We start from the raw sequence: 18,499 nt of genomic DNA on the forward strand, positions 1-18,499 counted from the left end.
ACATTGAAAACATGAATTTTTTGTCCACAAGATTCCTAATTTTGAATGATGCCATTATTGCCATTTTATAAAGAAGGAGTCATAGAAGCCGGATGCGATGAAGCCGGTCGCGGTTGCTTAGCTGGACCAGTGGTAGCAGCGGCTGTCATACTACCTGCAGATTATTCACATCAGGTTTTGAATGATTCGAAAAAACTGAGCCTCAAACAGCGCAATTCCATCAAAGACCAAATCAAAACCGATGCCATGGCCTGGGCAGTAGGGGTAGTGTCGCATACTGAAATCGACGAAATCAATATCTTGAATGCCTCCTTCTTGGCTATGCACCGTGCGGTGGATCAATTAAAGACCAGACCCGAGTTGCTATTGATTGATGGGAATCGTTTTAAGGCATATAAAGACATACCTCACGAAACGATCATCAAAGGAGATGGAAAGTACTATTCGATAGCGGCCGCTTCTGTGCTCGCCAAGACCTATCGTGATGAGTTAATGACTGACCTTCATCAGGAATTTCCTCAATACGGCTGGCAGTCCAATGCCGGCTATCCTACCAAGGCTCATCGACAAGCCATTAGAGACTTTGGCGTGACACCCCATCATCGGATGAGCTTCAAGCTTTTGCCTGAGCAACTTGAATTATTTTAATACAACTGTATATAATATATTTCTTGATTAAGAAATAATTGTATTATACCAATAAGTCTTCTGATAAATACTTATAAATGAGTATTTACTTTTGTGGATCATTTTTCTCTTTTTGTTAGTCAATTAGAATAAATGTCTAGCAAATAAAACCAGAATTATGAAGCTATTTTTCAACTCATGTTTAGCCATGCTATTTATAGCGGTGCTATCTATTTCAAACTCATTGGCCCAAGGTGGCCAGGTGATTCCTTTTCAAGGAACATTGTATCAAAGTGGTACCGCAGTAAATGGTACAGTTAATATCACATTTACCATAGCCGACCCGGCATGGACAGAAACTCACGAAAACGTAAGTGTTACACAAGGCGTGTACGCAGTGGTTTTAGGGGAAACAACTCCGTTTCCAGAAGATATGTTCACCACCGGTGTGACACCGCAAGTGGTTGTCAATATAGGAGGAACCGATGTGGCTATTGTGGATCTGCATGCACCATATATCAGTGAGGCCATCGTAGGTCAGAACATGCCTGGACAACTCGAAAGAACCTTTGATGAAGATGGAACCGAGTTCAACGGATTGACTATGGTTGTGGATGGTGTCGGTAATGCACAAACTTCAGCTTTTGAAGGGGTGGCTCAATCGACTTCACAAAACACAGGGGTAGAAGGCTTTGCAATTTCAGGTGCTGGAAATGCTGAAACTCAAAATGGACTCTATGGTCAAGCCGCTGGCGACGGAGAAGGCAATCATAGAGGCGTCATGGGATACGGTTCTGGTGGAGGTAAATACAACCACGGTTTGAAAGGGTATGCTGCAGGAGGAGGTAACGGAGACACTGGGCAAGGTTACGGAGAAGGCTCAGTCAACTTTGGTGTGGAAGGGAATGCTACAGGCAATGCTTTTAATAATACGGGTGTAGAGGGTTCTAACTTTGGAACTGAAGGCGTATGGAATTTTGGTGTACATGGTATTTCTAATGCCGGCACAGGTACTTCTGTTGAAAATACTGGTATCGCAGGTCGAGCCTATGGTTCTGGTAAAAATGTTGGGGTTTATGGTACGGCAGCTAATGGTGATGAAAACTGGGCCGGTGTATTTGATGGAGACGTCAATGTGAATGGTGAACTGATGGTCAATGGGCAACCAATCAATACTGGCGGAGGAGGAAACTCATCTGGGGTATTTGATTCTATACAAGTACAAAATGCCAACGACGAAGTACGAGCAAAATTGACTTCCAATGACAATGGAGGTCTAGAATTATATGATCGACTAGGAGAAAAAACATTTGAGCTGATGTCGAATGACACGGCCAGCCATTTCTTTATGTATAACGAAAGAATTCGAAGCTCTAATGGAAATAGATACCCAGCTTTTTGGATGAAAAATTATGATTGGGGAACCTACTGGCAACAAATAGGGATTCCAACAGACGATGTTGACTGGGAAGAAAGACTAGGCGCTGCCTATCAACAGGTGTGGGGCAATGGTGGATCGTATACTATTGAAACAGGTAATAATAAAAGAAAAGTTCGATTACTAGCAGAAGAAGAGTACGGACAAATCAATGTCAACTCACAGGATAACAACAAACTATTTCAAACAGGAGGTAAATTTTGGGAAGGTAGACCTGATTTAGGATATATAGCAGTATATGGTAATCCAGATACGCTAGATGTTGTCACAATTCAAGCTATGGAAGTGGATGGAGGTGCCAATGAAATAGGACAAATTACCTTGAACGGGACGGATGGATCGACTTTTGAATTTACTTCCAGAGGATTCAATGGTAGTGTTAACACTACGGGGAACTTTTTATCAAGAAATTCTACTAACAATACAGCAGGTTGGTTTGGACAGTTTAATGACAAAGGATTCATGCAGTTGGTAGATTATAATGATGCCGGTACTGATGGAGAGGGAGCTATTCTTACAGGGTTTTGGGCTGGACACCCTGAGCTCTATATGGAACTTGGTAATGGATATCATCAAGTTGATATGGGTATTCAGGATAGTGTTGGTTATTTGTGGTTAAAGGGCAAAGACACCCAAAACATTGAGATGGGTTCGAAAAATTGGGAAGACCAAGGGAAAAACCTGCCATTCTTTAAAATGGTTGGTAATGATGACGGACAGGATTTACTTTGGATGGAAGTCCAACGTTCAGCAGAAGGAGAAGAATACGGATATCTTTCTTTGAATGGAACAGATGGCCATGTAGCTACTTATGGTGCCAGAGAATTTGAATTAAGAAATGACAGCGGAAATGGTGCTGGCGTTCGTATGGGAATAAACCATGATACTAATGGAGATGATCCTGCCGGATATGCTGCAGCCATGTCGCTGACTGGCACGAATGGAGATAATATCCAATTAGGAGCAAAAACTTGGGAGACTAATGGTCACGATTTACCATTCCTGACCATGCGTGGATCAGCTGACGTAGATGATGGGGGTGGTAACTTTTACCGACCAGATCTGGTTTGGTTGGAGGCTCAGCGATGGGGAGATGGCACTGAACTTGGGGCGTTAACCTTCCGGGGAACAGATGGCTCAGAGTTTAGTATCAATTCTCACGGGTTCTCAGGAAGTTTTCCAAATGCAGTTTATGGCAACAATGGTCATGACTATGTAAATATTGGCTCTAAGGACTGGGAAGGAAACAACGGAGATCAAAGAGGATTTATTCACTTGTCAGGCACAAGTGATGGTTTGCCTAGTGGTGATACTCAAAGAATTTATTTGGATGTCGATGACTATGGTAATGGAAGTTTTGGGGTTCTTGGACTTAAAAACTATCAAGACGATGGCGGAGGACATGGATTGACAACCATTAGTTTGAATGGTGAAAACGGAGATGGCTCGTTTCAAGGAGAAGTGTTCGCGAATTCTTTTGGATCGCCTCGAGCACAGCTGCAAAGCGATTGGGGTAACGACGGTCAAGGCGCTCTAATTCTGAAAGATGCCACGGATACTTGGATGGTACAGGCTTCAGTTAACGATGACGGATCATCGAACTATAACGGTACAATCACAGCTTTTAATAGTCAAGATGGCTTTCTCACAGAAATGGGTGGAGATGGTTATATCAGTATTCATGATTCAGGCATAGGCGAGGACCTCATTAACTTGAACAGAGATGGAAACATCTTTGCCAAAAATGATATCAGTACTCAGAGAACATCAATTCATAGTGGCTGGGGTAACGATGGTCAAGGCGCCCTCCATCTAAGAGATGCCAATGATAATGATCAAATTAGAGCTACAGTGGATGACGATGGCTCTGGAAATTACTGGGGCAATTTAGAGCTGACTACTAACCAAGGTAACGATTCTAGAATGACTATCTCGTCTGGAGGTATTAATATGGGCAACAATGCCTATGACAATGGCATCGTGATGAACTATGATAATTCTGGAGGAGGAGTTTTTGAAATGTACGCTGGTAGCACTTTACAAGCCTTTATCAATGGCTCAAATGGTGACGCATCGTTTCAGGGAAATGTTTATGCAAATTCACTTGAAAATAGCTCAGGAACAGTAACCTCCGACGCTCGTTTCAAGAAAAACGTAAAATCGATCGACAATGCATTAGCCAAGACTCAACAATTGAATGGCTATACCTACAACTGGAATAAACTAGCTGAGAAGCAAAAAGGCATCAAGAATAAGGAAGAGCAAGTAGGAGTGTTAGCTCAGGAGCTGGAAGCGGTCTTCCCACAATTGGTGAAAACCGATGACGAAGGATACAAATCTGTAAACTATGCGGCACTTACTGCTGTGTTGATTGAGGCGGTAAAAGAACTTTCAGAGCAAGTAAGTACGCTACAGGGAGAAAACGCTGAATTGAAAGCGGAACTCACCAAAGTGGATGAACTTGAAATCAAAATTGATTTAATACAAAAATTATTAGCGAAGCAAACCATAGCGGCTAGCCAAGCCACTGTCTCTCGATAATTGATTGTTTGATTGTTTAACTAAAACACAAAAGACATGAAAACAATAAGATATTATCTGACAATGTTGATGCTACTTGTGGTACATGCCATGGTAGCACAGCCGGATACCTTGCTGGTACCAAGTACGCTCCATCTCGGAGCAGGCTGGGGAAGCAATGGCGGCTATACTACGTTTGGTATGGCAGGGCAATATGTTCAGGGAAAAATCGCTGGAGGAGACTATACCGGCAAGATTGGTTATTTGCTGGGTGATCTGACTACGGCGGAAGAAAACCTACCACCGGTAGCTTCTGCACCGACGCAACGTTTCTTTTATGATCTGGGTGAGGTGCTGGTCTTAGATGGGTATGATCCGGAGGAACAACCGATTGAATTTGAAATCACTGTGCCTCCTACTAAAGGGAGTCTGGTTTTGGCAGACGGAGTTAATACACAAGAAGTGATATTTACTCCAAACTCGGGTTTGTTGCCAGGGACTACTTACTTAGATGAGTTTACCTTCCAGGTGAATGAAACGAATACTGCAGAATCTTCTGATCCGGCTACTGTACTTTTCAAATTTACTTTGGAGGATACCGAACATGAAGTGACAGCCTTGACTAAGTCAGGGTCTACTTTTACCGTGACCTTTGCTGATACAGTTTTCAATGCCAATTATGGCATAGATGTGAATTACTATAACATCTCTGATCCATTGAATGCGCAATTCATCAATGTTCAAAATGGATCGGTATCGCAGGAATCCTTAACCATCGGAAGTTTATCAGGTTCCTATTCGTTTGATGTAGACGAAACGGCTAACAGTTATTTGTTTAACGCAGATCAGGTATTGGTTACTGTTTTAGTCACAACGCCGAATAGTTATTCTTCTTTTAATTCATTTATCATAGATAATGCAGCAGGGGGTCGTATTCTGGCTAGTGAAGACGGAGATTATTTTGTGGTGGGTAGCGATTTGTCTGTTCCAGAGAATAAATCGGCTAAAGTGAAACTGATAGCCGTAGATTTTGCTGGATTTGATGCAGAGCCAACGATTGAATGGACTAAAAACCCTACGCAAGGGGTCTTGGGGGGTTTTACTTTGGTTGAATCCTCGCAGTATCTGAGGATTTGGGAATCCAAGTATACTTCCACACAAGATACAGGAGCAGAAGATGACTTTTCATTTAGGGTGTTCAACTCGATCCGAAATAGTTATGAATCTGCCACCATCAACATGTCAGTTCAGGAGGTGAATGATGTACCGAAGTTGGCGGCTATTCCTAATCAGCAATTAGTTGAAGATGGGTCTAAAACCGTTAGTTTAACCTATTCAGACCCTGACAATGATCTAATCGTTTCTGCCTCTTCAAATAATACGGCACTCCTTACAGCAAGTATTGTGGATGGCCAATTATCGTTACAGGCTATAGATGGCAAGTCAGGCTCAGCTACGGTAAGTGTATGGGTAGAAGAATCGGCAGGTGATGATCCGCTATTGGTATTAAAGCAGCTAAGTGTTGTTGTTACACCAGTCAATGATGCACCGGTGCTGGCAGCAATTGGTGATCAATCCGGAGATGAAGATGTGACCATTGAAGTACCATTGGTGGCTACCGATGTGGATGGTGATGTGGTGTTTTTTAGTTATGAAACGGCTATTGATGATCCTACGCTTGCGACAGTAAGTACCTCTGGTAATACTTTAAGTATCGTGCCAAGAGCCAATGCGAATGGTACTGCCCAAGTTTCGGTCACTGCGGATGATGGTTCGGGTGCAAGCAATGCCTTGTCTAATACGGTAACTTTCAATGTGACTTTCAATGCAGTGAATGATGACCCTGTAGTTACTTCTGAATTAGTTGATCAAGTGTTGCTCGAAAGTTTCACCAATTATGATATAGATTTTTCTGCCTACTTCTCGGATGCGGAAACAGCATCAGGAAGTTTGACTTACAGTCATAATTCTGGTGGTTCAGTAATTGGTATTACAGGATTAGGGGCTAGTGCTTCTACTGCGACAATTAGTTATGTTGGCACAGGTACTGAAACTATAACTTTTAGTGCTTCCGATGGAGGAGGTACGGATGCATCATTTGATGTGGTATTCACGGTAAATCCTTTGGGAATAGATTTGAATGTGCCCAATGAAATTACAGTGGCTGCTCTGGAAGAAGATTTTGCGGAACAAACCATAGATATATCCAATGTGTTTGAAGATATCAATGACGAGGCAGCGGTATTCTCATATGATATCTTAGGAGCTTCTCTTTTGACAGCGACCATTAATGGAAGTAATTTGGTATTGACCAGTATTGAAAATAAAAATGGTAGTGAGGATTTGGTATTAGTGGGTACGACGAGTGGAGAGTCTATCATTGAAGTATTTACGGTAACAATTAACCCGGTCAATGACCCGCCAATGATTTCTGCCGTAGCGACTCAAACTGTTAAAGAAGATGGTGTGTTAGAAAATTTTTTGATCGAGATAGAAGATCCTGAAGGTGATTCATTTACCTATTCAGTAGTTTCTGGTGATCAAGCTTTATTGACTGATGCCAATATAGTAGAAACTGACAATCAGGGTAATTTCTATTTCTTATCCATGACACCAGAGGCTGATCAAAACGGTTCAACTACAATTACCATTACAGCCGATGATGGTGATACTTCAGAAGAGACCTTTGTGTTGAATGTGTCAAGTGTAAACGATTTGCCTAATGTAATTGGTAGTCTTGCAGATTTGAATCAAGATGGATCCTTCAATACGGATATTGCCACTTTGTTCGATGATATAGATAGTGAGTCACTGACATATGAAGTAGAAAGTAAACCCGATTGGATGACTCAAAGCGGTAATGACCTGACTGGTACTCCTTCGAATGACGATGTGGGTATTGATCAGGTGACGATCCTTGCCTCAGATCAAGGTGGTTCTATTCGAGCAACTTTTGAATTTGAGATCATTAACGTGAATGATGCACCTGAAGTAGTTCAGGCTGCTGGTTCTCGACTGATTTATGCGGGAGAGGCGTTTACCTATGCATTTCCTGAAGGCAACTTCAAAGACATCGACATTGGAGATGATTTAACCTATACCGTGGAAAGTAAACCATCTTGGTTGACCGACGTTGGTGGTACGGTTTCTGGTACACCCACCAATACTGATGTCGGTCAGACCGAGGTGGTCTATCGAGCAACTGATGGTTCCGGTTTATTTGTAGAGGATATTTTAACCATAAATGTTTCAATCCTTTCTTATAACGTGACAGTAAGTCTTACTCAAAATAAGAGTTGTTTAGGGGGTACATCATCAGTTTCTGCAAGTGGTGCTTTTGACTATAATTGGTATGATGCCAATGATCAGTTGGTTCAAGAAGGAGGTAGTACTTATGAATCTACAGAAGCCACTACTTTGTTTGTGGTTGGTGTAGATGGTCAGTCTACAGAAACCCAAACAAAATTTGAAGCCAATATTGATTTCAATCCGTTGCCAGATGCGACATTGACGCAGGAAGATGATTTGCTAAAAGTGGCTGATGTAGAAGGTTACACTTATACCTGGTCATTGGACGATTCTAATATTAGTGAGGCGACTGGGGCAACTTACGAACCCTCAGAAAGTGGATCGTATCAGGTAGTCGTAGTTTCAGATTTGGGATGTTCTGCTACATCCAATGCTTTGGATGTTACTATTATAATTCCTGAGGAGCCTGAAGAAGTACTTGGTTTGAATGACCCATCCAAGGAGGTGGTACTCTTTCCTGTTCCGGCTAGAGAACATTTGACGCTTCGATTGCCCGAATCATGGCATAAGGGTCAGCTTAGCGTGGTGAATATGCAAGGACAGGAAGTATTCTTCCAAAGCCAGTTGAATAGCGCTGAAGTTAAGATCGATCTTGCTGATTATCAAAGTGGGATCTACTTTGTGAGGCTGCGAGTTGAATCGCAACAGCTGAATTTGAAATTTATCAAAGAATAATATTTAGTCATCCACAACAAGAAAAAGAGACCGATCAACTGATTGGTCTCTTTTTTTAGTTTGTCGTGGTCTATATTTAAAGTATATTCTCTATTTATTAGGTGTGCGACTAGGTTAAGTTCTATAGATTCAGTTTATTTATATCTCTTATCCGCCTGTCTTTAATTTAACTAAAACCTTTGATGAGTTTTATAAAGTCAGCAATACTGTGTTTAACCTTCCTACCTCTTCTTAGCAGTTATTCATGGGCACAATCCAGTGAAAAAGGCTTGCCCTTTATTGACTATTATGCACCGTCAGACTATCGTGCTGGTAGTTTTAATTTCAATGTGATCCGTGATTCATTAGGAATTTATTATTTCTCTAATGACGACGGTGTATTGGTGTATAATGGCGTAGACTGGAATCTCATCAAAATTACTAAAGAGAAGTCTGTCTACTGGCTGCAGCAGGATGAAGATGGCGTGATTTACGTAGGATCGGATGGGGAGTTTGGCTACATGCAAGCTTCCGAAAGTGGTAAACTTTCATACGTTTCTCTTATGGATAAAATTGACCCTAAGTATCATGATTTTGGTTCGGTATGGGAAGTCGCATGTTCAAGCAAAGAAGTCATATTTAGATCCAAAAAATACTTATTCAGACTGAAAGATGACCAAATCAAAGTTTTCACCGGCGAAGGCATAGAGTATGACATAGCGTTTACAGTAAACGATACCATTTATACTCGTCAGGTGGGGACTGGTTTAATGTATCTAAATGGTGACGAATTGACGCCAGTAAAAGGGGGAGAATACTTTGCTGATATGAAGGTTAATATGTTCTTGCCATTTGAGGATAAGTTGCTTGTAGCCAGTCGATTTGATGGATTGTTCCTTTTGGATAGCGAAGGTACGGTAGAGGTTTTCAAAACTGAAGCCGATGACTTTTTAAAGACCTACAAAATTTACCATGGATGTATCACGTCTAGTGGCAATTATGCCTTTGCTGCCTATACAAAAGGGGTGGTGATATTGGATAAGCAAGGGCAAATTGTTGAAATGCTGGATGAAAATTCAGGGCTAATCGACTTTCAGTATTTATTTGTGGGCATGTTCGATCCCCATAATCTTTGGATTGCCAATGGAGTAGGAACAAGTAAGGTGAAAATTCAGTCACCATTGTCTTATTTTGATGAGCGCCGTGGGCTTAAGGACGTAGGAACGGACATCATCAGATACAAAGGGAATATGTACGCGACCACTTTGCGTGGATTGTACAAAATGCAACCCAATGAGTTTGGTGCTCATTTCATACCATTTAATCATGAAGATTACTATGAGGTATTTTCTCTGGACAAAATGGTTGACAAAATGATCGTAGGTTGCCAACGTGGCCTTGTAGCTTTTGATAATGTAAATTTTGAATATTTGGATACTGAAAGATTGCATTATGCCCAGGTGTCTAAAGATGAATCAGAAGTCTTTGTTGGCCTGGGCGAAGTAGGCATGGGGGTTTATTATATGGACCAGTCGAAATTCAAGTTGATTCGGCTAGAAGGTTTTACTGAGCCCATCAAAAAAGTTGAGCAATTAGGTGATAAAATTATTTTCTTATCAAAGTACGGCACGTTGGGTGTAGTCACACATCGAGAATCGCAGGGTACACATTATCTAAAACTAGAAGAGTCTTATGAAGTGGGTAATGCGTCAATCGCTCCCTGCGGAGATAAGATTTTAGTCATAGCTCGTGAGCACTGGTATTATCTGGATGAGTCTGGTCAATTGTCTGAACCTAGACCTTTAGCCTTATCAAATAAAGCTTCCAAAATTCTACAAGCGGTGGTACTGGCTGACGAGCAAATGTGGGTTAGCTATCAGGATCAGCGACGGATAAACTACAATGAATTAGTACGAATGGTGGATGGAAATATGGAAGCTACAGGGATTGCTTTTGGTTCCAGTTTTCATGTGAATTCGTCTTTTTCAGATCAGGATAGTGTTTTATGGTTTATTGGAGATGAAGGTGCTATTAGATACGATCAGAAAATACCAGTCACAGGAGAGTTAGGGGATTTCAGCTGCCATATCGAAAAAATGGTTTTAGGCAAGGATTCCTTAATTTTCGAAAATGGATTTAATGTCGATCCTGTGGATTTGCCCTATGATCAAACAGATATTCGCTTCACTTTCTTTACAGATGAGGTAAATGCAAGTGATGAAAAATCCTTTCAATATAAATTGGTGGGACGGGACAAAGATTGGTCTGCCTGGACACAGGAAGCCAAAAAGGATTATACTGGTCTGAGTGCTGGTACTTACACGTTTCAGGTCAGAGCCAAAAATGCCGTTAATCAGATAAGTAAAATTGACACTTATCAGTTCTATGTTAATCGACCATGGTATCGGTCCAGATATGCGGTCATAGCTTATATCGCTGGTATACTGGTTTTGATTTATGTGTTGTTCAGAATTAGAACGGCTAGTCTGGAGCAAGCCAAGCAAAAGTTGGAATATTTGGTTTCTAAAAGGACTGCAGAAGTAGAGGAGCAAAAGCGCGATCTGGAGACTCAACGACTTATTCTTCAGAATGCCAATGATACCAAAAATCAATTATTTTCCATCATCGGTCATGACTTAAGGAGTCCGCTTAATTCCTTGCAGGGTCTGACTGATTTGATTCAGCACTATCAGGAAGAAGAACAAAGCCATATGGTCGACGAAATGGTCGAACATATGGCTGAGTCAGTAAAAAGATTGAGACATCTGCTCGACAACTTACTAACCTGGGCCCTGAACCAATCGGGTAATTTTAAAGTAAATCCGGAGCTTATCAAGGTGGATTATTTTCTCAAAGAGATTATGTCTATTCTAAATGAGTCAGCCAAATCAAAATCGATAACGCTCAAATTGACCGGAGCTTCAGGGTGCTTGATTCATGCGGATAAAAACTCTTTGTCTACAGTAATAAGAAATCTGATCAATAACGCGATTAAGTTTTCAAATGAAAATTCTGAAATTGAGGTGAATTACTCTTGTGATCATGAGCATACAAAAATCATCATATCCGACCAAGGAGTAGGCATTCCAAAAGATAAATTGGAAGAGATATTTGAACTGACGCACTCTACCTATGGTACCAACAATGAAAAAGGTACCGGTTTAGGGCTGGTTTTGGTGAGTGAGTTTGTAGCTCTCAATGATGGGACGATTGAGGTAGCCAGCGAATCCGGAAAAGGAACCACCTTCACACTTTTATTTCCTAATAAGTAGTCGTTTGACAGGAGGAATCTGCTGTTTATTAGAGCTGCTATTATTTCATTTGCAAATAGGAAACTAATACATGTACTTCACGTATTAGAATCCTAATTGTAGAATATATCTAATTATGAAAGGAACATATCTTGGAGAGTTTGAAGAACTCGTGCTTTTGGTCATTGGTGTATTAAATGAAAATGCCTACAGTATTTCAATCAAAGAAGAACTCAAAGAGCGAACAGGAAGAAACCCTAGTATCGGTGCCTTGCACTCTGCACTCAATAGATTGACAGAAAAAGGCTTTATTAGTTCACAAGAAGGAGGAGCCACCAAAGAAAGGGGAGGAAGGAGAAAACGATTTTATACGATTACTTCTGCAGGCAGAGCCGCCGCTAGAGAAGCGCACGATTTACGAACCGGCCTGTATCAGGCCATGCCAAGTCTTTCCTTCAAGGGGCTATCATTGGTATGGATGAATTAAAACCACCGAAATGGGTCACTCGGTTTTTGGATGTCTTTTGTAAGGAAGAGCATTCAGAAATGCTCAAAGGAGACCTGTATGAACTCTACGCCGATAGATATCAGAAGAAGGGTAAATGGTATGCAAAGCTCTTGGTTTGGTTTGATGCATTCGATTTACTCAGACCTTTTCTACTCAAAAAAAACTCAATAACACATAACAACACAATCGCCATGTTCAAAAATTTTCTCAAAATAGCTTATCGAAATTTCATGCGCCAGCGTGTGTATAGTTTGATTAATACCGCAGGTCTGGCTATTGGGGTCGCTTGTTTTTTGTTGATCTTCCTGTATATCCACGATGAGTTGGGTTATGATCGCTTTCACTCTAAATCTGATAGAACATACCGGATATTAGAACACTTTGAAAGTGACGGCGTGGGAGAACATTCTGCTAGTCAGCCATTTCCTGTTGGACCATCATTGATCAATGATTACCCTGTTCAGATCGATCATATGACAAGGTTATTTGATTTTCAGTCACCTTTTTTGGCTTTGGCCAATCGAAAATTGGATCGAAGCTTCAATGAACCGAATGTCTTTTTTGTAGACTCTACTTTTTTCGATGTTTTTGACTTTGAAATGATAGTTGGAGATAAGCGTACGGCACTGGATGAACCAAATTCTATTCTCATTACAGAAACAATGGCTAAGAAATATTTTAGCGAAGAAAATCCCTTAGGGCAAAATCTGGAGTTTCAGGGAGAAAGAAATTTGGTGGTGAAGGGGATACTCGCAGATGCACCACACAACGCTCATTTTCAATTCGACTTTTTGGTTTCCTTTTCTACTTTGAGAGCGCATTACAAAGAGCGAAATCAAGAACGAACCATGAATGGATGGTATTGGAATCCTTGTTGGACCTATTTGGTGCTTAATGAAAATACAGATCCAAAGACATTATCAGACATGCTTCCTGATTTTGTACAGAAATATTTTCAAGAAGGCATTAGAGATGATATCACTATGGAATTGCAACCACTGACTGATATTCATTTGAAGTCGAAATTGGACTATGAAATTCAAGCCAATAGTAATGAAAGCAATATTTATGTGTTTTCTGCGGTAGCAGTTTTTGTGTTGTTGATAGCAGTTATCAACTTTATTAACCTTTCTACCGCAAGAGCTACTAAGCGAGCTAAGGAAGTAGGAATCAGAAAGGCACTAGGTAGTCTGAAAAAGCAGCTGATTTATCAGTTTATATTCGAATCTATTCTACAGACTATTCTTGCATTGATCATTGCCGTGATGGGCATTGTTTTCATATTGCCAAGCTTCAACGCACTGACAGAGAAATCAATCACATTGATGACTTTTTGGTCACCAGTCTACCTCTCGGCGGTGGCAGGACTTACCTTGTTTGTAGGGCTGGTTGCAGGGTTTTATCCAGCATTTGTGCTATCATCTTTCAAAACTACTGAGGTGATTAAAGGGGGCAAGCTCAATAATCATGGAATGAATTTTAGAAAGGTGTTGGTGATTCTTCAGTTTTCCATATCTATGGTCCTTATCGTTGGAACAATAGTGGCCATCAAACAGCTACAATTTTTGCAAGATGATGATTTAGGATTCAATAAGGAGGCGGTCATTATGGTGCCGGTTATTGGGACACCTATTGCCAATCATTACGAAAGTATGAAAAGTGAGATGCTGACTAATTCAGCTATTAAATCAGTAACTGCCTTAGAGGAGGTCTTGGGAGCCAAACATCAGGTTATGAATTATACATTTGAAGGTATAGAGAAATCTAAACCCTATCCGAGGCTTTTCATGAGACATGATTTTCTGAAAACTTTTGACATTCCGCTGTTGGCGGGAAGAACCTATGACGAGTCGCATGTTACCGACGATAGTTTGGCGCTGGTCGTGAATGAAACTATGATCAAGCAGTTGGGATATGGTACGCCAGAGGCTGCGATAGGAAAAGGCGTAGAATTAATGAGGCGTAGAAAAGGGAAAATTATTGGCGTGGTGGAGGATTTTAACTTCACTTCCAAACATCACCCGATGTCGCCTATTGCCTTAGATCTTTGGACTCAGCCTTTCACTTTCAATCTGTTTATGAAATATATGGCGGTAAAAGTAGATGCTAATAACCTTCAAGAATCTATTGCCATTGTTGAATCTAATTGGCAGAAGTTCATTCCGAGTAGACCGTTTGAGTATTTCTTTTTAGAAGATCGATTGAACGAGTCGTACAAAGCAGAAAGTAAGCTAAGTATGATCACAACCGTGTTTTCTGGACTGGCCATTCTGGTCGCTTGTTTAGGCTTGTTTGGATTGGCCACTTTTACCATGGAGCAGCGGACTAAGGAGATTGGAATTAGAAAAGTACTCGGAATTCAAACCAAGGATATCGTCTTGCTTTTGTCTAAAGACTTTATGATCCTTGTCGTTATATCCTTCGTAATAGCAGCACCTATCGCTTACCTGATGATTGATTGGTGGTTGGCAAGTTTTGCCTATCGCATCGATCTAATGCTATGGCCTTTTGCAGTGGCAGGATTGGCTACATTTCTGGTGGCCATGATCACAGTGGGGGCACATTCACTCAAAGCGGCGACCATTAATCCTGTAAAAACGTTGAAATATGAGTAACTGATTTTGTCTGACGAATTGAATCCAGTTTATTCAATTCGTCAGACTAATGTCTTATTGTGCAGCTTTTAAACGATCAAAAACTTTGTAAATCAGCATGATTTGCAAAATGGTGGCTGGCAGTAAAATGAATAGTCCAATAAAACCGAGTACAAAGGATAAAAAGCAAAGTCCAGCTAAAATTTGAAGGATTCCGGCTATTCTTGATAGGTCTCCAAGTTCTGAAGCTAGTTTGAAAAGGGCTACACCGAAGGCTATATCAATTCCGGCAAACACGACGCCCTCTATTCCTTTCACTAAAAGGAATTCTTCTTCACTAAAATTAGAGAATAGGGTGATGATGTCGTAAAACTCCATAATAGACATGGACCCAAGCATAAGAATAGCACTGATTTTTAGAAAAGCGTTATTATGGATCTTTCCAATTTCTACAAAGCCAAACATAAAGAAGATATAGGTCGCTAAAATGATGAGTTTAACACTGGTATAAGTCCAGCTGTAGTAGATGGGTAAATCAATTTCAAATCGATAGAAGTCTAAAAAGGATTCTGCTATTCCGGTCAGGAAGTAGATTGTTCCCATGATCCATGCGACATTCAGCAGATCAAGCCTTCTTTTCTTTTGCGATCGGTCTTGAATTTGATTGAAGTCGTAGTCCAAGGATTCCAGAATTATCTTTAGCGTAGAATCTCTGGGTGTCACTTCACCTGCTTCAATTCTTTGAATTGTTCTGACGCTTACATTGCATCTGTCGACTAATTCTTCCTGAGTGATCTTCTTTTCTTGACGGAGCGCGAGTATAGTTTGTCCTAACTGTGGTTGTTTTAGAGTTGCCATTTTCTTTTCGTTTTTTGCAAGCTTAGCAGACCCTCAATGATAGTTCAAATTTTGGATTTGAATCTTACCCGACATTTACCCGTCATTTGTCCTGATAGTTTATTTGGGGCTTTTTTTTAGGTTTTGAATGAGTTGCACCTCGATCATTAGCAACCAGAAAAGCACGATAAATTCCATACCGACCATCACGTACCATTCGAATGGATAGGTCAATGCAGAGGTATCAAATCCAAAACTCAAATAAATCAATAGGATACTTCCAACAGAAACAAAAGCAAAGATGATGATGAATGGAAGTGTGAGCTGATGCGTTTTCTGAGCAACAAATTTCATCAACATGTAACTGTGTCTAAAGGCAATCAAAGAAGCACCTAGATAAAAAACGGCAGAAAGGGGGTTGGTAATGATGGTGAAAAACTCAAGCGGAGGATCGATCCTTGACAGATAGTCGAAATCGAATAAATATCCGACATATAAAATAGAAAATAGTGCAAAACCAATGTTCCAGTACCGCTCTCCCTTTTCTATTTTGATCACTCTTCTTCTTATTTCAAATGCTTGCTCAAAAATGCATATAACGGTTGACTTATGAAAAGGATATGTTTATTAAACCTTATAGGTTTTCGAAAACCTATAAGGTTTGGTTGGATAAAAGAAAAGACCCTCTCTCAAGGGTCTTTTCATTGATGCATAATCCATCGGGCAATGGACTATATCGTAATAAACACACTAATCGTTTTTCTTTCGTATGGTCAGTTGGTGTTGTCACCAACAAGCACACAGCAATGGTTCGTGTCTCCACGAACCAAACCATTTAACGTTCTCTCAACTTCTGAATCAAAGCCAAAGTAGCTTTCACTTTTGCTGTTAATCCAGCATAGTCGTACTCTCCTTCGGAGTTTTTCACGAACAATTTCGATCCCATACCCACACAGTGCACGCCAGCGTTGATCCAGCCTTTGAGGTTGTCTTCAGTAGGCTCTACACCACCAGTAGGCATGATGCTACTCCATGGGAATGGGCCTTTTACGGCAGCTACGAAAGATGGTCCACCTACCTGAGAACCAGGGAAGATTTTTACCACCTCAGCGCCTAATTCCTCAGCATAAGAGATTTCAGTCAATGAACCACAGCCTGGTGACCAAGCGATTTTTCTACGGTTACAAACCTTCGCCATGTCTGCATTCAAGATAGGAGAGACTACAAAGTTGGCTCCATTTTGAATGTACAAAGAAGTAGTGCCTGCATCTACCACAGACCCAATACCTAAGATCAACTCAGGTGTTTCTTTGGCTGCCCATTTGTTCAATTCAGTGAAAACCTCATGAGCGAAATCGCCTCTGTTGACAAATTCGAAAACTCTTACTCCGCCTTCGTAACAGGCCTTCAATATCTTTTTGCAGATCTCGATGTCTTTGTGATAAAACACAGGCACCATCCCGGTGGCCCCCATCTGCTGCGCTACTTCTATTCTTGTAAATCGTGCCATAATTTTAATTCCAGTTTAATATTGTATTGAATTCGTATGTTTCAGGGTCGGTTACTATGGTTTTCGCTTTCGCTAAATCGTTATTTTCTATAAAATGTAAGTTGTGCAAGCTGAGTTTATATATTTCAGCATCTGTATCTACCAAACGAGGGGGAATTACACCATCGCTGTTTTCAAACTCAGACAAGAACATTGGTTTAATATCTCCTCGTGAGTTGGTAGTAACAATACAGCCACTTGTTCCTTCATCAAAAAGTTTTTTTACTCCTGTGCCCAAAAGGGTACAAAGCGTCAAATCATAGCCAATCGGTCTGCAGCATCTCAATTCATAACCTAGCTCAACTGGGCGACTTTTGATTTGAATGCCCAATGTCTTTAGTTTCTCTTGAACTAATACATTAAAGATATTGGATTTACTCACGTTTCCTAGCTCTGGATGACCATGATCATCATAAGTAAATAGTATTCCAGAGTCTTTGAGTTCTTGCTCATCAATCTCGTGAAACACCCCTTCACTGACCAACGCAACACCATAATTGATGCCCTCCAGTTTTCGCTTGAGCATGGAAGAAATGATCAAATTGACCACTTTGTCGAGCGTGATCTTGGTCTTGTTGAACATCTCGGGGATAATCAACATGGGAAAGTGACAGGCCGAGGCGATCCCGAAAGCCAGATGTCCTGCCGACCTTCCCATGGCTGACATGATAAACCAGTTTTGACTTGTGATGGCGTCTTCGTAGATCGTATTGCCGATCTTTACGCCTTCGTCCTTGGCCGAGTGAAATCCGAAAGTTGGATTCCGATCGGGTAGGGGTAAGTCATTATCTATTGTTTTTGGTACATGAATATTCTTCACGTCCAATTCACTTTTCTTTAAGAATTTGGCTAATCGGTTGGCAGTACTGGCGGTGTCATCTCCACCTATGGTCACCAAAAGTTTTACGTTATAGTTTGTGAAAAACCTGGTGTTGAAATCAGAGTCTTTGGGTTTGAATCTGCTCATCACCAAAGAAGAGCCACCTCTACTGAAGATTCGATCGGCATAGGCAAAATCGAAATCAGTGATTTGAGGATCGTCTGACAAAATGCCCTGATAGCCCCCATGCACGCCGATCACGCGGTAGCCGTCCTTTAAGAAGGTTTTGGCTACGGTGCTCACCACAGTATTGATACCCGGTGCTGGGCCTCCTCCGCATACGATCGCTATGGATGGTTTGGACATTGTGTTATTTTAGTTTTGGATGTGGG

General features: G+C 41.0%; 10 protein-coding genes. 6 read left to right on the forward strand and 4 right to left on the reverse strand.

Going from position 1 to position 18,499, the window contains the following annotated elements:
* Positions 1 to 48: 48 nt before the first annotated feature.
* The 6 genes from R8N23_RS08580 to R8N23_RS08605 all read left to right on the forward strand — a co-directional run bounded on the left by R8N23_RS08580 (position 49) and on the right by R8N23_RS08605 (position 14,922).
* Positions 49 to 648, forward strand: coding sequence for a ribonuclease HII (locus tag R8N23_RS08580; protein WP_318173570.1), 600 nt, complete (start codon positions 49 to 51; stop codon positions 646 to 648).
* Positions 649 to 805: 157 nt separating this feature from the next.
* Positions 806 to 4,606, forward strand: a complete 3,801-nt coding sequence (locus R8N23_RS08585; RefSeq protein ID WP_318171173.1) for a tail fiber domain-containing protein — start codon at positions 806 to 808, stop codon at positions 4,604 to 4,606.
* A 36-nt stretch (positions 4,607 to 4,642) separates the two neighbouring features.
* Positions 4,643 to 8,569 (forward strand): T9SS type A sorting domain-containing protein, encoded by a 3,927-nt coding sequence (locus R8N23_RS08590; protein WP_318171174.1) that lies wholly within the window; start codon positions 4,643 to 4,645, stop codon positions 8,567 to 8,569.
* A gap of 182 nt (positions 8,570 to 8,751) precedes the next feature.
* Complete coding sequence (locus R8N23_RS08595) at positions 8,752 to 11,820, forward strand: ATP-binding protein (RefSeq protein ID WP_318171175.1); 3,069 nt, start codon at positions 8,752 to 8,754, stop codon at positions 11,818 to 11,820.
* 115 nt (positions 11,821 to 11,935) lie between these two features.
* Positions 11,936 to 12,286: a PadR family transcriptional regulator gene (locus tag R8N23_RS08600; protein ID WP_318171176.1), complete on the forward strand. Its 351-nt coding sequence runs from the start codon at positions 11,936 to 11,938 to the stop codon at positions 12,284 to 12,286.
* A complete protein-coding gene (locus R8N23_RS08605; RefSeq protein ID WP_318171177.1) occupies positions 12,274 to 14,922 on the forward strand; it encodes an ABC transporter permease in 2,649 nt (882 codons plus the stop codon). Before R8N23_RS08600 ends, R8N23_RS08605 begins: the two co-directional genes overlap by 13 nt.
* A 54-nt stretch (positions 14,923 to 14,976) precedes the next feature.
* Here the strand turns inward: R8N23_RS08605 and R8N23_RS08610 are convergent, their stop codons facing one another.
* The 4 genes from R8N23_RS08610 to R8N23_RS08625 all read right to left on the reverse strand — a co-directional run bounded on the left by R8N23_RS08610 (position 14,977) and on the right by R8N23_RS08625 (position 18,473).
* Positions 14,977 to 15,759 (reverse strand): helix-turn-helix transcriptional regulator, encoded by a 783-nt coding sequence (locus R8N23_RS08610; protein ID WP_318171178.1) that lies wholly within the window; start codon positions 15,757 to 15,759, stop codon positions 14,977 to 14,979.
* Between the two features lie 99 nt (positions 15,760 to 15,858).
* Positions 15,859 to 16,296 carry a hypothetical protein gene (locus R8N23_RS08615; RefSeq protein WP_318171179.1) on the reverse strand — a complete coding sequence of 146 codons (438 nt, stop codon included), beginning with the start codon at positions 16,294 to 16,296 and terminating at the stop codon, positions 15,859 to 15,861.
* Between the two features lie 277 nt (positions 16,297 to 16,573).
* The gene (locus R8N23_RS08620; RefSeq protein WP_318171180.1) at positions 16,574 to 17,248 is read right to left on the reverse strand and encodes a bifunctional 4-hydroxy-2-oxoglutarate aldolase/2-dehydro-3-deoxy-phosphogluconate aldolase; all 675 of its coding nucleotides are present in this window, start codon (positions 17,246 to 17,248) and stop codon (positions 16,574 to 16,576) included.
* A gap of 4 nt (positions 17,249 to 17,252) precedes the next feature.
* Positions 17,253 to 18,473, reverse strand: coding sequence for a 6-phosphofructokinase (locus R8N23_RS08625; RefSeq protein ID WP_318171181.1), 1,221 nt, complete (start codon positions 18,471 to 18,473; stop codon positions 17,253 to 17,255).
* Between the last annotated feature and the right edge of the window lie 26 nt (positions 18,474 to 18,499).

Source organism: Reichenbachiella sp. (genome assembly GCF_033344935.1).
Lineage (GTDB): Bacteria > Bacteroidota > Bacteroidia > Cytophagales > Cyclobacteriaceae > Reichenbachiella.

Excerpts from the sequence above, each read along its gene's own strand:
- R8N23_RS08590 (WP_318171174.1), top strand. The coding sequence starts at position 4,643 with ATGAAAACAATAAGATATTATCTGACAATGTTGATGCTACTTGTGGTA.
- R8N23_RS08620 (WP_318171180.1), bottom strand. The coding sequence starts at position 17,248 with ATGGCACGATTTACAAGAATAGAAGTAGCGCAGCAGATGGGGGCCACC.
- R8N23_RS08600 (WP_318171176.1), top strand. The coding sequence starts at position 11,936 with ATGAAAGGAACATATCTTGGAGAGTTTGAAGAACTCGTGCTTTTGGTC.
- R8N23_RS08610 (WP_318171178.1), bottom strand. The coding sequence starts at position 15,759 with ATGGCAACTCTAAAACAACCACAGTTAGGACAAACTATACTCGCGCTC.
- R8N23_RS08580 (WP_318173570.1), top strand. The coding sequence starts at position 49 with ATGCCATTATTGCCATTTTATAAAGAAGGAGTCATAGAAGCCGGATGC.
- R8N23_RS08605 (WP_318171177.1), top strand. The coding sequence starts at position 12,274 with ATGGATGAATTAAAACCACCGAAATGGGTCACTCGGTTTTTGGATGTC.
- R8N23_RS08585 (WP_318171173.1), top strand. The coding sequence starts at position 806 with ATGAAGCTATTTTTCAACTCATGTTTAGCCATGCTATTTATAGCGGTG.
- R8N23_RS08595 (WP_318171175.1), top strand. The coding sequence starts at position 8,752 with ATGAGTTTTATAAAGTCAGCAATACTGTGTTTAACCTTCCTACCTCTT.
- R8N23_RS08625 (WP_318171181.1), bottom strand. The coding sequence starts at position 18,473 with ATGTCCAAACCATCCATAGCGATCGTATGCGGAGGAGGCCCAGCACCG.